12 protein-coding genes are annotated in these 15171 nt (G+C 55.9%); 8 read left to right on the forward strand and 4 right to left on the reverse strand.

All coding sequences use genetic code 11. From position 1 onward, the window contains the following. Nucleotides 1-49 precede the first annotated feature (49 nt). Nucleotides 50-1249 carry an MFS transporter TsgA gene (gene tsgA / locus ACZRKO_RS03120; protein ID WP_140470241.1) on the reverse strand — a complete coding sequence of 400 codons (1200 nt, stop codon included), beginning with the start codon at nt 1247-1249 and terminating at the stop codon, nt 50-52. Nucleotides 1250-1676: 427 nt separating this feature from the next. Between tsgA and ACZRKO_RS03125 the strand changes: the two genes are divergently transcribed. The 5 genes from ACZRKO_RS03125 (at nt 1677) to gsiD (ending at nt 8145) form a co-directional block, all read left to right on the forward strand. After that, a complete protein-coding gene (locus ACZRKO_RS03125) occupies nt 1677-2687 on the forward strand; it encodes an isoaspartyl peptidase/L-asparaginase family protein (RefSeq protein WP_463735800.1) in 1011 nt (336 codons plus the stop codon). After that, nucleotides 2684-4555, forward strand: coding sequence for a glutathione ABC transporter ATP-binding protein GsiA (gsiA, locus tag ACZRKO_RS03130; RefSeq protein ID WP_463735801.1), 1872 nt, complete (start codon nt 2684-2686; stop codon nt 4553-4555). Before ACZRKO_RS03125 ends, gsiA begins: the two co-directional genes overlap by 4 nt. 62 nt (nt 4556-4617) lie before the next feature. Beyond that, nucleotides 4618-6171, forward strand: a complete 1554-nt coding sequence (gsiB, locus tag ACZRKO_RS03135; protein ID WP_463735802.1) for a glutathione ABC transporter substrate-binding protein GsiB — start codon at nt 4618-4620, stop codon at nt 6169-6171. Nucleotides 6172-6295: 124 nt separating this feature from the next. Next, entirely contained in the window at nt 6296-7216 is a 921-nt protein-coding gene (gene gsiC, locus ACZRKO_RS03140) for a glutathione ABC transporter permease GsiC (RefSeq protein ID WP_463735803.1), read from the forward strand. An 8-nt stretch (nt 7217-7224) separates the two neighbouring features. Beyond that, on the forward strand, nt 7225-8145 hold the full coding sequence (gsiD, locus tag ACZRKO_RS03145) for a glutathione ABC transporter permease GsiD (protein WP_463735804.1): 921 nt from the start codon (nt 7225-7227) through the stop codon (nt 8143-8145). A 677-nt stretch (nt 8146-8822) separates the two neighbouring features. Here the strand turns inward: gsiD and fghA are convergent. The 3 genes from fghA to ptrR are packed head-to-tail and all read right to left on the reverse strand — an operon-like array spanning nt 8823 to nt 11755. Continuing rightward, a complete protein-coding gene (fghA, locus tag ACZRKO_RS03150; RefSeq protein ID WP_463735805.1) occupies nt 8823-9674 on the reverse strand; it encodes an S-formylglutathione hydrolase in 852 nt (283 codons plus the stop codon). Between the two features lie 12 nt (nt 9675-9686). Further along, nucleotides 9687-10811, reverse strand: a complete 1125-nt coding sequence (locus ACZRKO_RS03155; RefSeq protein WP_463737453.1) for an S-(hydroxymethyl)glutathione dehydrogenase/class III alcohol dehydrogenase — start codon at nt 10809-10811, stop codon at nt 9687-9689. An 8-nt stretch (nt 10812-10819) separates the two neighbouring features. Continuing rightward, the gene (ptrR, locus tag ACZRKO_RS03160; RefSeq protein WP_463735806.1) at nt 10820-11755 is read right to left on the reverse strand and encodes a putrescine utilization regulator PtrR; all 936 of its coding nucleotides are present in this window, start codon (nt 11753-11755) and stop codon (nt 10820-10822) included. Between the two features lie 230 nt (nt 11756-11985). On the opposite strand from ptrR, the gene ACZRKO_RS03165 reads away from it, so the two are divergent. The 3 genes from ACZRKO_RS03165 to yeiB all read left to right on the forward strand — a co-directional run bounded on the left by ACZRKO_RS03165 (nt 11986) and on the right by yeiB (nt 15157). Next, complete coding sequence (locus tag ACZRKO_RS03165) at nt 11986-13131, forward strand: YbfB/YjiJ family MFS transporter (RefSeq protein WP_463735807.1); 1146 nt, start codon at nt 11986-11988, stop codon at nt 13129-13131. A 181-nt stretch (nt 13132-13312) separates the two neighbouring features. After that, nucleotides 13313-13978 carry a GTP cyclohydrolase I FolE gene (folE, locus tag ACZRKO_RS03170; protein WP_463735808.1) on the forward strand — a complete coding sequence of 222 codons (666 nt, stop codon included), beginning with the start codon at nt 13313-13315 and terminating at the stop codon, nt 13976-13978. Nucleotides 13979-13999: 21 nt separating this feature from the next. Continuing rightward, the gene (gene yeiB / locus ACZRKO_RS03175; RefSeq protein WP_463735809.1) at nt 14000-15157 is read left to right on the forward strand and encodes a DUF418 domain-containing protein YeiB; all 1158 of its coding nucleotides are present in this window, start codon (nt 14000-14002) and stop codon (nt 15155-15157) included. Nucleotides 15158-15171: the final 14 nt, after the last annotated feature.

The raw sequence follows: 15171 nt of genomic DNA on the forward strand, positions 1-15171 counted from the left end.
CCGGGGATGAGCCCGGCGGCTGTTTTCAGACATCACTACGCGTTGTTGATTAGTGCGCGGAAACGTCGTGATTAATTTTTTCTGCTTTGCTCTTAATGCCCGCAATAATGACCGCAATCACCAGCATCACATAAGAGATGGTGGCAATATTCAGGGCCCAGAATAGGCCGAATTCGCGGTGAATAAACGAAGAGAATGAAGCGAAAATCAGCGTGCCGACGGAGGCGGTAGTCAGCAAGGCTGAGGTCAGCGTTGGCGGTGATTTCTTCACCTGCAAGCTGCCGTAGCTCATCAGACCGGAGAACATCCCTGAGTTACAGAAGCCGAAGACGCCGACGGCAATCAGCACCAACGAGGTGGATTCGCTGTGGGTCACAATGCTCAGGCTGATAAAGCCTACCACGGCAGAGACCAGCAGGAAGGTGCGCAGTTTGACAAAGCGCACGGTGAACTGGTTCAGGAACAGACCAATCGCTTTTACCGTCCAGTAAATGGTGATGTAGAACGCAGCGCGGTCAGCATCCAGCCCGAAATGTTCCAGCAACCAGCTTGGCATCCACAGGGTGAAGACCAGTTCGCTGAACACGAAGGCAAACAGGGCGAAACAAAGCACGTAGGCGGCAATGCCCCACGGCTCTTTGGCCACGCGATCGCTTTTGGCGACTTTCTCCGGTTGCGGCACGGACGGGAATTTCTGCCCGACGCACAGGAGGATCATCAGCAGGCTCAGTGTCCCCATGATGCCGTACATCGCCAACCAGCTTGCGCCATGTTTGAACAGGAAGCCCAGCACCAGGGAGAGCGTCATCCCGGACAGTGCGAAGAAGAAGTCGGTGAAGATGAGATTCGCCGAGCGCTTTTTCGGGTCATCATTAATACGCACAACCAGATAGCTGCCGATAGACATCATCAGGCCCGCGGTGGCACCAATCAGGAACACGCCAATACCAAACAGCGTGATCGACGGCATCAGGAACAGGGCGATACAGGTCAGGACAGAAATGACCGAGCCGGTGATTAGCTGTTTGCCCAAATCAAACTTACGCATCAGGATGCCACTGATCATGATCGGCAGGAACAGGCCGATGTTCATCAGTGAAAACATGAGGCCGATAAAGGCAGGGTCTTTGTTAAATGCCGTCGCGACGGGTCCGATAACAATACCCAGGGTAGAAACCAGTCCGCCGGTAAAGAAGTAGCTCAGCCAGGAGATCACATTGATGCGCCGGCGGTTATAAACAGTATCCATTGTCATTCCTAAAAGTCCCCGTCATCCCAAAAGCCGGATGGTATCGGGTGAGTAAAAGTAAAAATAAAAAAAACGTGGGAAGCCTTGCCAGAGATGCTTTACCCACCGTTAGGACGTTTATTATTCCTGTTATTTAGAGGTTTGTCTCGCGTGTTTATACCTTCCCCTTATTTAATTTTCCTAAATATTCTAAGTAATTAGCCCATTTTTTGTGGTTATACATTTCTGCTTTACATACTGTAGCGGGCTAAATATAGTCAAAATATACCCGTCATCCTTCAAACTACAGGTGCGTTGTCTGCTCTTGCTCACCCGAATCACTTACAGGCGTAAGCTCATCAGGATTCGCGCGTTTGCCGCCTTCCTGTAATTCGAATGATTTTGGGTAGAGGTCAACATCTATATAACAACACAGGGTGCAGCGCCAATGAGTTCTCCTACTGCTGATTCAGCGGCTTCCGTTTCGGATAAGAAGCGTCCGGTTATTGCTATTCATGGTGGTGCCGGGGCAATCACCCGTGCGGCCATGAGTGCCGAAAAAGAGCGAGATTATTTACAGGCGCTGGAAGATATCATCGCCAGCGGGCAGGCCATTTTGGCCGCCGGTGGCAGCGCGCTAGACGCCGTGACCGAGGCGGTGCGCCTGCTGGAAGAGTGTCCGTTATTCAATGCCGGCAAGGGCGCGGTTTTTACCCATCAGGGGACCCATGAACTTGATGCCAGCATTATGGATGGCAGCACGCTGGATGCCGGCGCTATCAGCTGCGTGAACCATATCCGCAACCCGATTCTGACGGCGCGCAAAGTGCTGGAACTCAGCCCGCACGTGATGTTTACCGGCGCGGGTGCTGAGAACTTTGCCCGCGAACACGGGCAGGAGATCGTCGGTGCGGACTACTTCTATACTCAGGAACGGTTCGAACAATTACAACGTGCCATCGCCAGCGAAAGCGGTGTGGTGCTCGATCACGACGGTGCCGGTCTGCATGCGCACGGCTCTGATGATCCGCTCGATGCCGATCGCAAATTTGGCACCGTGGGGGCCGTCGCTATTGACGCGGCGGGCAATCTCGCGGCGGCAACGTCTACCGGCGGAATGACCAACAAACAGGCCGGGCGCGTCGGTGACTCACCGATTATTGGCGCCGGCTGTTATGCGAACAACCGCACCGTTGCTGTCTCCTGCACCGGGACCGGCGAAGTGTTTATGCGCACGCTGGCCGCCTATGACGTCGCGGCGCAGATGGATTACGCCGGGCTGACCCTGCAACAGGCCAGCGATAACGTCGTGATGGATAAACTGGTGGCGCTTGGCGGCTCCGGCGGTCTGATTGCCATTGACCATCAGGGCAACGTGGCACTGCCTTTTAACAGCGAAGGCATGTATCGCGGCGTGGGCTACGCCGGTGAGGCACCGCAGGTGGCGATTTACCGGTGAGCAGCTCTCCTTTGATTCTTCCCGATAATCAGGTACTGGCGGCGCGCAATCTCAGCGTGCGGTTTGAACACGAAGGTCAGGCGATCGAAGCGGTTCGCGGGCTGAGCTTTGAGGTGAGCCGTGGCGAAACGCTGGCGATTGTCGGCGAGTCCGGCTCTGGAAAATCCGTCACTTCGCTGGCGCTGATGCGACTGGTGGAACAGGGCGGCGGCCAGATAACTCAGGGCGACGTGCAATTTCGCCGTCGTAACGGCGAAGTGGTGGACATCAGCTGTGCCCCGCAGTCGGCGATGCGTTCCCTGCGCGGTGCCGATATGGCGATGATCTTTCAGGAGCCGATGACCTCGCTCAACCCGGTGTTTCCGGTCGGTGAGCAGATTGCGGAATCTATCCGTCTGCATCAGGGCAAAGATCACCGCACGGCACGCGCTGAAGCGTTGCGAATGCTTGATTTAGTCCGGATTCCCGAAGCGCGAAATATTCTCGACAGCTACCCGCATCAGCTCTCCGGTGGGATGCGCCAGCGGGTGATGATCGCCATGGCGCTGTCATGCAAACCGGCGCTACTGATTGCCGATGAACCGACCACGGCGCTGGACGTCACGATTCAGGCGCAGATCCTGCAACTCATCCGCGTGTTGCAAAAAGAGATGAACATGGGGGTGATTTTCATCACCCACGATATGGGCGTGGTGGCCGAAATTGCCGACCGCGTGCTGGTGATGTATCAGGGCAATAAAGTGGAAGTGGGTGAGGTGGGCACCATTTTCAGTGCGCCGCAGCATGTCTATACCAAAGCGCTGCTGGCCGCCGTGCCGAAACTCGGTTCGATGACCGGCAAAGCCTTGCCTGCGCGCTTCCCGTTGTTGCATCACGACGAAACCCTGACCGGTTCCGCCAGCGATCTGACCCAAAATACGTTGACTCCCGGTGCGCCACCCGTGCTACAGGTGCGCGATCTGGTGACCCGTTTTGACCTGCGCAGCGGCATTCTTAACCGCGTTACCCGTCAGGTACATGCGGTTGAGAAAGTCAGTTTTGATCTCTACCCCGGCGAAACGCTGGCGCTGGTGGGCGAGTCCGGCTGCGGCAAATCCACCACCGGGCGCTCGTTGCTGCGGCTGGTGGAAAGTCAGGGCGGCAGTATTACCTTTAACGGTCAGGTTATTACCGATCTCAAAGGTCCGGCGCTGCAACATTTGCGCCGTGACATACAATTTATCTTTCAAGATCCCTACGCCTCGCTCGATCCGCGCCTGACGGTTGGCTACTCCATTATGGAGCCGCTGCTGGTGCACAACGTCGCGCGCGGTAAGGAGGCGGAGTCCAGAGTCGCATGGCTGCTGGAGAAAGTCGGTTTGCTGCCAGAACACGCCCAGCGTTATCCGCACGAGTTTTCCGGCGGGCAGCGGCAACGTATTTGTATCGCCCGCGCGCTGGCGCTCAACCCGAAAGTGGTGATCGCTGATGAATCCGTCTCGGCGCTGGATGTCTCGATTCAGGCGCAGATCGTCAATCTGCTGATGGATTTACAGCGCGAATTCGGTATCGCGTTCCTGTTTATCTCCCACGATATGGCGGTGGTGGAGCGTATCAGCCATCGCGTGGCGGTGATGTATCTCGGGCAGATTGTGGAGATCGGTCCGCGTCGCGCGGTGTTTGAGCATCCTCAACATGCCTACACGCGCAAACTGATGGCTGCCGTACCGGTCGCGGATCCGGCCCATCGCCGTAAAGAACAGACGCTGCTGGTGGATGATATCCCGAGTCCCATTCGCGCGTTGCATGACGAACCGACCGTGGCTCCGCTGGTGCAGGTGGCCGAAGGGCATTTTGTGGCGCGGCATCTGGTCGGCGGGCTTTATTGATTCAGGTACAAGAAAACGGGTAGCAACTTTCAGACAGACTACTAAAAATATAAGGAACCAACATGATTCAGACTTTGAAGGGTAAGACAGGGCTGCGCGCAGCCATCCTCGCTGTCGCCATCGCTGGCGGACTGGCCTCCGGTTCCGCCTGGGCGGCAAAAGACGTTACCATCGCCGTGGGGTCAAACTTCACCTCACTCGACCCGTATGACGCCAATGACACGCTGTCACAGGCGGTCGCGAAGTCGTTCTATCAGGGCCTGTTTGGCTTTGACAAGAACATCAAACTGGTTAACGTGCTGGCTGAAAGCTACACCGTCAGCAAAGACGGGCTGGTTTACACCATCAAATTGCATCCGGGCGTGAAATTCTCCGACGGTACCGATTTTAACGCCGCGGCGGTCAAAGTGAACCTTGACCGCGCCAGCAATCCTGACAGCCATCTCAAACGCTACAACCTGTTTAAAAACATTGATAAGACTGAAGTCGTTGATGCGAACACGGTGAAAATTACCCTGAAAACGCCATTCTCCGCCTTCATCAACAATCTGGCGCACCCGTCGGCGGTGATGATCTCCCCGGCCGCGCTGGCCAAATATGGCAAAGATATCGGCTTCCACCCGGTGGGTACCGGCCCGTACGTGCTTGACCAGTGGAACCAGACCGATTTTGTCAAAGTGAAGAAATTCGACGGTTACTGGAAAAAAGGTGAACCGAAACTCGACACCATTACCTTCCGTCCGGTGGTGGATAACAACACCCGTGCCGCCATGCTGCAAACCGGCGAAGCCGATTTTGCTTTCCCGGTACCTTACGAGCAGGCTGCATTGCTGGAGAAAAACAGCAAACTGGATCTGGTGGCTGCCCCTTCCATCCTGCACCGTTACATCAGCTTTAACGTGACGCAAAAGCCGTTTGATAACCTGAAAGTGCGTCAGGCGATCAACTACGCCATCAACAAGGATGCGCTGATCAAAGTGGCGTTCGCCGGTTATGCTGTACCATCTGAAGGCCCGCTGCCGCAGGGCATCGAATATGCCGCGAAATTCAAACCCTGGCCTTATGACCCGGCCAAAGCCAAAGAACTGCTGAAAGAAGCAGGTTATCCGAACGGTTTCACCACCACGCTGTGGTCATCGCATAACAGCAGCACCGCGCAGAAAGTGATTCAGTTTGCTCAGCAGCAGCTGGCGCAGGTAGGTATCAAAGTGACCGTGACCGCCATGGACGCTGCACAGCGCGCCGCTCAGGTAGAAAATGTGGGCCAGAAAGAGTCCGGTCTGCGTATGTTCTACACCGGCTGGTCAGCGTCTACCGGCGAAGCGGATTGGGCGTTAACGCCGCTGTTCGCCACCCAGTCAGCGCCACCAAAACAGTTTAATACCGCGTTCTACAGCAACCCGCAGGTGGATAAAGATCTGGCTGATGCGCTGAAAACCACGGATAAAACCGAGAAAGCCAAACTGTATGAAGACGCACAGAACCGTATCTGGGCTGACGCACCTTGGGCATTCCTCGTGACTGAACGTCTGGTGTCTGCCAACAATAAACGCCTGACCGGTTTCTACGTGATGCCAGACACGTCGTTTAACTTTGATAATGCCGACGTGAAATAAGTATCACAGACTTCTGTAACGTTTCATTTTAGGGGAAGCACGGCGATGGGGCTCCCGCAGGGATGCCTCACGCCGTGTTAACCCCGTATATCTCGGGTTAACCAATGAACGTATTTGATTTGCCATGCTGAATTATTTTTTAAAACGATTACTTGGCCTTATCCCGACGCTGCTGATTGTCGCGGTGCTGGTATTCCTGTTTGTCCATCTGCTGCCGGGTGACCCAGCGCGGCTGATGGCAGGGCAGGATGCCGATCAAAGCGTGGTCGAACTGGTGCGAAAAGATCTCGGTCTCGACAAACCGCTCTACCAGCAATTTTTCACCTTCTTTGCCAACGCATTGCAGGGCGACTTCGGCCACTCGATGGTCTCGAAGCGTCCGGTAATGGAAGAGATCGGCTCCCGTTTTCTGCCGACCCTGTGGCTGACGCTGACCAGCATGGTGTGGTCGGTCATTTTTGGTCTGATCATTGGCGTGGTGTCCGCCGTCTGGCGTAACCGCTGGCCCGACCGTCTGGGAATGGCACTGGCCGTTTCAGGCATCTCTTTCCCGGCTTTCGCCCTCGGCATGTTGCTGATGCAGGTCTTCTCGGTGGAGCTTGGCTGGTTGCCGACCATCGGCGCTGATAGCTGGCAACACTACATTCTGCCTTCCATAACGCTTGGCGCAGCGGTGGCGGCCATCATGGCGCGCTTCACCCGTGCGTCGTTTGTGGAAGTCATGCAGGAAGATTACATGCGTACCGCGCGGGCCAAAGGCGTGCATGAGTTTTGGGTGGTAGTCAAACATGGCCTGCGCAATGCCATGATCCCGGTCGTGACCATGATGGGGCTACAGTTTGGCTTCCTGCTGGGCGGTTCGATTGTGGTGGAGAAAGTCTTCAACTGGCCGGGTCTCGGACGGCTGCTGATTGATTCTGTCGAAATGCGTGACTATCCGGTGATCCAGGCCGAAGTGCTGCTTTTCTCGCTGGAATTCATCTTGATTAACCTGTTGGTGGACATGCTGTACGCGGTCATCAATCCTTCAATCCGATACAAGTGAGCAAGCGCATGAAAAACTGGCGGCGAAATGCCGTGCTGGCGTTAATGCCGGTAATGACCGCGGAATCGGTACAAAAACAGACGGTGCGCACTCCGTGGAAAGCCTTCTGGCGACGCTTTCGCAAACAGCACATCGCGATGGCGGCGGGCGTCTTTGTCCTGCTGATGATCGCCGTGGCGGCGCTTGCCCCGTGGCTGGTGCCCTTTGATGCCGAAAACTATTTCGATTATGACCGCCTTAATCAGGGGCCGTCACTGGTGCACTGGCTGGGGGTAGATTCTCTCGGGCGGGATATCTTTAGCCGCATCCTGATGGGCGCGCGCATATCGCTGGCAGCGGGCGTGCTGTCCGTGGTGCTGGGTGGCGCAATCGGTACGGTGTTAGGGCTGATGGCCGGTTACTACGAAGGCTGGTGGGACCGCATTACCATGCGTATCTGCGACGTGCTGTTTGCTTTTCCTGGCATTCTGCTGGCTATCGCGGTGGTGGCGGTGATGGGTAACGGCATGTCGAATGTGATCATCGCCGTGGCGATTTTCAGCGTACCCGCTTTCGCCCGTCTGGTTCGTGGCAATACGCTGGTGCTGAAACATCAGACCTATATTGAATCTGCGCGCAGCATCGGCGCATCCGATGCCACCATCCTGTTTCGCCACATTCTTCCCGGCACACTGTCTGCCATCGTGGTCTATTTCACCATGCGTATCGGTACTTCCATCATCACTGCCGCCAGCCTGTCTTTCCTCGGTATGGGCGCACAACCCCCGACGCCAGAATGGGGCGCGATGCTCAATGAAGCCCGCGCGGACATGGTAATGGCACCGCACGTGGCGATTTTCCCAAGTTTGGCGATATTTCTGACTGTGTTGGCGTTTAATCTGTTAGGAGATGGGCTCAGAGATGCGCTTGATCCTAAGCTAAAGGGGTAATTTGGGGGTGGCGGCCCCGAATCCGCTTTTAAATTCAACTTCAAAACCTTGGGCTGTCGCTCAAAACGGCCTTTTAACGTCAACACCGTGGGCTCGCCGCCCACACTGGCCCAAAGGGTTTTAAACGAAACCCTTTGGAATCCTGCGTTTTTTTGCTGCTGTAGCACCGCAGCTGCGCGGGTCACAATGGTCGTGTTTCAGGTGCCGCTGTTACAGCCGCAAAATGTCGCCGCTTAGGCGGTGCCTTCGCCGCGGGTTCGAGCCACAGGTCTCGAACCCCTTGCTCAGCGCCATTTTTGAATGCGGCCCACACTTTTTTAAATCCAAAATCAGAGCGTGCTTCTTTTTGCTTTTTTTTTGCCTTTTATCTTTTGACCTACATAGCCGCTAAGGCGCAGTCAAAAATGGCACCGGATGAGCGGTTCGAGACCTGAGGCTCGAACCCGAAATACGGGGACGGCGAAGCCGTGACATTTTGCGCCGGGAACGGAAGTGGCTGAAACACGCGCCCTGCCAGCGGCGAAGCTGTCGGTGCCTCAGAGAAAAAACGCAGGGGTCCAGGGGAGGCGCGTTTACGCCTCTCCTGGTCGGTGTGGGCCGAGGCCCACGGTTTTGAATTTAAAGATTTAAAGCAGGTTTGGGCAGCGGCTCAAGAAAGGCTGTCACAACGGTTCAGCTCAATCATGCAAATACTTTGCATGGAATTTGAGGTGATCCTCAATAAACGTCGCTATCGTGAAATAGCTATGATCGTACCCCGGCTGGGCCCGTAGCTGTAACGGCCAGCTGCGCTGACGGGCGATCTCCGCCAGTTTCGAGGGCTGTAACTGGTCGGCCAGAAACTGGTCGCCATCTCCCTGATCGACCAGAATCGGGAAGGTTTTCTGATCTTTTGGCAGGGCGTTCAGCAGATGGCAACTGTCATAATTCAGCCACAGGGTTTCATCATCACCGAGATAAGTGCTGAAGGCTTTCCGGCCCCACGGCACCTGACACGGATTGACGATAGGCGCAAAGGCCGACACCGAGCGAAAGCGCAGCGGATTGCGCAGGGCCAGCATCAATGCGCCGTGACCGCCCATCGAATGCCCGCAAATTGACTGCTTATCGCTGACGCTGAAATGCCCGGCAATCAGCGTGGGCAGTTCATCAATCACATAGTCGTACATGCGGTAATGTTCAGCCCACGGGGAACGGGTGGCGTTGAGATAAAAACCAGCACCCTGACCCAGATCGTAACCTTCGTCATTGGCGACGCCGTCACCGCGCGGGCTGGTGTCCGGCATGACCAGCACCAGACCCAGTTCCGCGGCGATACGCTGCGCCCCGGCTTTCACCGTAAAGTTCTCGTCATTGCAGGTCAGCCCTGACAGCCAGTAAAGCACCGGCGGCGGGTTATCATCGCGCGGTGGCGGCAGGTAAATGCTGAACGTCATGCTGCAATTGAGGCTCCCAGACGTATGACGGTAGCGCTGCTGCCAGCCGCCAAACATCCGGTGTTCTTCGAGAAGTTCTATCGAGCTGCTCATCGCCAGAATTCCTTATTTATTAAAGTGAATAACTGTGCGAATAGACTTTCCTTCATGCATTAAATCAAAGGCTTCGTTGATCTTTTCAAGCGGCATGGTGTGGGTGATGAAGTCATTGAGGGCGAATTCACCGTCAAGATAACGCTGCACGATGCCCGGCAATTGGGAACGACCTTTCACGCCGCCGAACGCAGAACCACGCCATACGCGGCCGGTCACCAGTTGGAACGGACGGGTGGAGATCTCTTCACCGGCACCGGCTACGCCAATAATAACGGATTCGCCCCAGCCTTTGTGACAGCACTCCAGCGCGGAACGCATCACGTTAACGTTGCCGATGCACTCGAAGGAGAAGTCCACGCCACCGTCGGTCATTTCGACGATCACGTCCTGAATTGGCTTATCGAAATCTTTCGGATTGATCAGATCAGTGGCACCGAGTTTACGCGCCAGATCGAATTTGCTGGTGTTGAGATCAATACCGATGATGCGGCTCGCACCGGCCATCACTGCGCCGATAACCGCCGACAGGCCAATGCCGCCAAGGCCGAAGATCGCCACGGTGTCGCCTTTTTGTACTTTGGCGGTGTTCATCACGGCACCCATGCCAGTGGTCACGCCACAACCGAGCAGGCAAACTTCTTCCAGCGGCGCTTCTTTGTTGATTTTCGCCAGAGAAATCTCAGGAACCACGGTGTATTCGGAGAAGGTCGAGGTACCCATATAGTGGAAAATCGGCTTGCCGTCTTTGAAGAAGCGGGTAGTGCCGTCTGGCATCAGACCTTTGCCCTGCGTAGCGCGGATGGCCTGACAGAGGTTGGTTTTGCCGGATTTACAGAATTTGCACTCGCCGCATTCCGGGGTGTAGAGCGGGATAACATGGTCGCCGATGGCAACGCTGGTCACGCCTTCACCGATGGCTTCAACCACGCCGCCGCCTTCGTGGCCGAGGATCGCCGGGAAGACGCCCTCAGGGTCTTTGCCGGACAGGGTGTAGGCGTCGGTATGACACACGCCGGTTGCCACGATGCGCACCAGGACTTCACCTTTTTGCGGCGGCATCAGATCCACTTCTTCAATCGACAGCGGTTGGTTTGGACCCCAGGCAACAGCCGCGCGGGTTTTAATCATTTTCATATCGGTGCTCATGGTAGTGCTCCTGAATTCATCACCGGGTGAATTTCACCGGTAATCGGGTGTTTAAGCAACGGCACCACGCCGTCGTTCTGTACGATAATCAGCTCTTTCAGTGCCCGCACATTCGGGCTGAATGCGTCACGCCGCCAGATAAGCCAGGTGGCGGTATCGGCAAATTCATCCGGGATTTCATTGACCTGTACACGTTCGTGGCCGGGCAACTGCTCGAGTACGCTGCGCGGCACCATGGCAATGCCTGCGCCACTGGCCACACAGGCGACCATCGAGTGGTAAGACTGAATTTCCATGATGTTAGTGACCGGCAGGCCGGTATGTTTAATCCACGCCTGTAGCCGCGTGCGATAAGAGCAGCTCTGGCGGAAGGCAAAGACGGTATGCGCGGGGCGTCCGGGCGGGTTTTGCAGCGGCGCTTCGCCGAGCGGGGAGATAACCACCATGCGCTCACGAAAGGCAATGCAGCCGTTAATGTCGTCAAAGTCGATCGGGCCGTCGACCAGCGCCGCAGCCAGACGCCCGGCGCGTACGCCGTCGATGGTTTCGCCGGAGGTCGCGGTGCTCAGCGACAGCGCCACCTGCGGATAGTGCTGATGATAAGACGCCAGCAGAACGGGCAGCCGGGTCGCGGCAGTGCTCTCCATCGAACCCAGCGCAAAGCTTCCGGCCGGTTCACCAGCATGGGTGATGCTCATGGCTTCATCGCTTAGTGCCAGAATGCGCTGGGCATAATTAAGGAAGTTGTGGCCCATCGCCGACAGGCGGATGCGCTGTTTTTCCCGGATGAACAGATCGGTGCCGAGTTCCAGCTCAAGCTGGCGCAAACGGGTGGTCAGGTTCGACGGCACTCGGTGCAGTTGCTCGGCGGCACGGGTCAGCGATCCGGTTTCGGCCACACTGCAAAACATCCGCAGCTGGGTAAGATCCATGATCTGCTCTCTGAAAGAAGGGTGGAATTCAGTATACATAAAATTACTGATTCTCAAAACGGAAAGAACTTGGTGATTATTATTCAGTTTTCGTGATTTGATGCGTCCTGCATGATGGTTGTCACTTTACTTTGACCTTCTCGTAAGAAAGAAGGTGTTTCGATTTTACAATTTCATTATGTTTGTTCGGTGTTGCGAAATTGTAAATTACATGGGCGGGGCTGAACGGTATGGCATTTCGTATTGCATTAAGTGGTTTTCTGGCCTTTGTGGTCGCGATGGGCATCGGGCGGTTTGCCTTCACGCCGCAGGTGCCTTTAATGATAGCTGAACATCAGTTTAGCCTGACCGGCGCCGGGCTGGTGGCGGCGGTTAACTATCTCGGATATCTGTGCGGGGCGTTTGACGCGATGCGTGCGACCCGTCATCTTGAGCGCCGCCTGTGGCTCGGCGTGTGGGGTGCGGTGGTGCTGACACTGCTTTCTGCGGCGGTGACCGGCGAAGTGCTGCACAGCGTGATCCGCTTTATGATTGGCTGGACCAGCGGCTGGGCGATGGTGTTGGTGTCGGCGTGGTGTAATGAGCGGTTGATGCATTTCGGTCGTCCGGCCATGAGTGCGGCGGTGTTCGCGGGGCCGGGCGCGGGGATCTTCCTCAGCGGTATGCTGGCCGTGGGGATCCATAGCCTGCAACTGACGTCGGCCGAGGCGTGGAGCGTGTATGGCGTACTGGCGCTGATCCTAATTGCGTTAATCAGTGTGAATCTGCCGCGCAAGGGCGATCTGCATCGTGCGCATGTTGCCACCGAACCGCTGAAAATGACGCCAGCGCTGAAACGTCTGGTGCTCTGCTACAGTCTGGCCGGATTTGGCTACATTCTGCCCGCGACCTTTTTATCGCAGATGGCGAACGCCCGTTTTCCAGACAGCCTGTTTGCACAGTTTGTCTGGCCGGTATTTGGCGGCGCGGCGGTAATTGGCATTGTTATAGGCATCCTGACCCGTCACCGCCTGACCAGCCACACGCGTCTGGCCCTGACATTATGGGCGCAGGGGCTGGGTATCTTGTGCGCAGAAGTGGTGCCGGGCGTGACCGGACTGGTACTCGGCGCGCTGCTGGTGGGCGGTGGTTTCCTGAGCGTGGTGCAACTGGCACTACAATGTGGACGCGAACTGGCGCCTAATCACAGCCGCTATCTGGCCGGATTGCTGACCACCGGTTACGCCATCGGTCAACTGTTCGGGCCGATTCTGTCCGCGATTTCCACCTCACTGACCCATCGCCTTGAACCAGCGCTGTATGTTGCCCTGATCGGCTTTATTATCGCCGGTGCGCTGGTGGTTCGTCGGCCCGCAGAGCAGGCGGTTCTTTCCTAAGCAGAAATTCCCGGCAGCCTGTGTGGGCAGATTGCCGGGGGATGATAACGAGCAGCTATTTCACCTATCATGAAACACAATCACTGGATTATGGATCCGCTCTCCACTACAGTAAGCCACCTCTTTTTGACGTGATCTGCGTCAAACTGACTACATTTGCAGGACCTGCCGGAGAGAGACTATGTCGACGTTGAGTAAAGAAGCCATCCTGGTCCATGAGGCATTAATGGCCCGTGGTCTGGAAACCCCACTGCGTGAACCCCTGCCAATCGATAATGAAACGCGCAAGCAGCGGATCCAAGAACATATGACCGGCATCATGCAGTTGCTCAATCTTGATCTGGCCGATGACAGTCTGACGGAAACGCCACGCCGCATCGCCAAGATGTATGTCGATGAGATCTTCTCCGGTCTGGATTATGCCAACTTCCCTAAAATCACCGTTATCGAAAACAAGATGAAGGTCGATGAAATGGTGACAGTGCGCGACATCACGCTGACCAGTACCTGCGAACATCACTTTGTGACCATCGATGGCAAAGCCACCGTGGCCTATATTCCGAAAGATAAAGTGATTGGTTTGTCGAAAATCAACCGTATTGTGCAGTTCTTCTCACAGCGTCCGCAGGTGCAGGAACGTCTGACGCAGCAAATCCTGCTGGCATTACAAACCCTGCTCGGCACCACCAATGTGGCCGTGTCGATTGACGCCGTTCACTACTGCGTAAAAGCCCGAGGTATCCGTGATGCGACCAGCGCCACCACCACGACGTCTCTCGGCGGCCTGTTTAAGTCCAGCCAGAATACCCGTCAGGAATTTCTGCGCACGGTAAGACATCCTTCGTAAATCCATAAAGGAACGCCAGAAATGCGTCAACGCATTGCCACGCTGGACTTTGCCCGTGGCATCGCCATTTTCGGCATTTTACTGCTCAATATCAGCGCTTTTGGCCTGCCGAAAGCCGCTTATCTTAACCCTGCGTATGCGGGGCAGCCCTCACACAGCGATGCCCTGACCTGGGCGGTGCTGGACGCCGTGGCGCAGGGCAAATTCCTGATGATGTTTGCCATTCTGTTTGGTGGCGGTCTTTATCTGCTGTTACCGCGCGGTAAACACTGGATCCAGTCCCGTCTGTCACTGCTGGTCTTTTGCGGCCTGCTGCACGCCACCTTTCTCTGGGACGGCGATATTTTGCTCTCCTATGGTCTTATCGGGCTGGTGAGCTGGCGCATGGTAAGGGAAGGGCGAAGCAGCCAGTCGCTGATCACGACCGGCATCGTGCTCTATCTGATTGGGGTGGCAATCCTGCTGATGCTCGGGTTTATCTCTACGCCCAAGCCGGGGAGTTTCTGGTTGCCCGGTCCGGCAGAGATCCAGTATGAACAGTTTTGGAAACTCAAAGGCGGACTGGAGGCGATCCGTAACCGTCTGGATCTGCTGTCATCAAGCCTGATTGCCATTGGCGTGCAGTATGGCTGGGAGCTGGCCGGCGCGATGCTTCTCGGCGCCGGATTGATGCGCAGCACCTGGTTACGCGGCGGCTTTAGTCTGCGCCACTACCGGCAACTGGCTGCGCTACTGTTACCGCTTTCATTGCTTATCCAGATCCCGGTGATTTACCTGCAATGGCATCTCGGCTGGGATTACCGCTGGAGTGGTTTTTTGTTGCAGGCCCCGAGGGAAATTGGCGGTCTGATGCAGGCGGTGGCCTATCTGGCGCTTTGTTATGGTTTCTGGCCGCAGCTCTCCCGGTTACGGCTGGTACACTGGATCTCTCAGGTCGGGCGTATGGCGCTTACCAACTATCTGTTACAGACGCTGGCCTGCGTCACCTTCTTCAATATTTTTGGCTTTTTCCTGCACTTTGACCGGCTGGAACTGCTGGCTCTGGTGCCACTGGTCTGGGCCATCAATCTGCTGGTCACGCTGACCTGGTTGCGCTATTTCCGGCAGGGGCCGGTGGAGTGGGTGTGGCGAAAACTGACTATCAAAGCCTCAGGCGTCGAGCTAAAAATACAGGACTGATATTCATCAAAATG

It is taken from the genome of Ewingella sp. C233 (genome assembly GCF_055407225.1).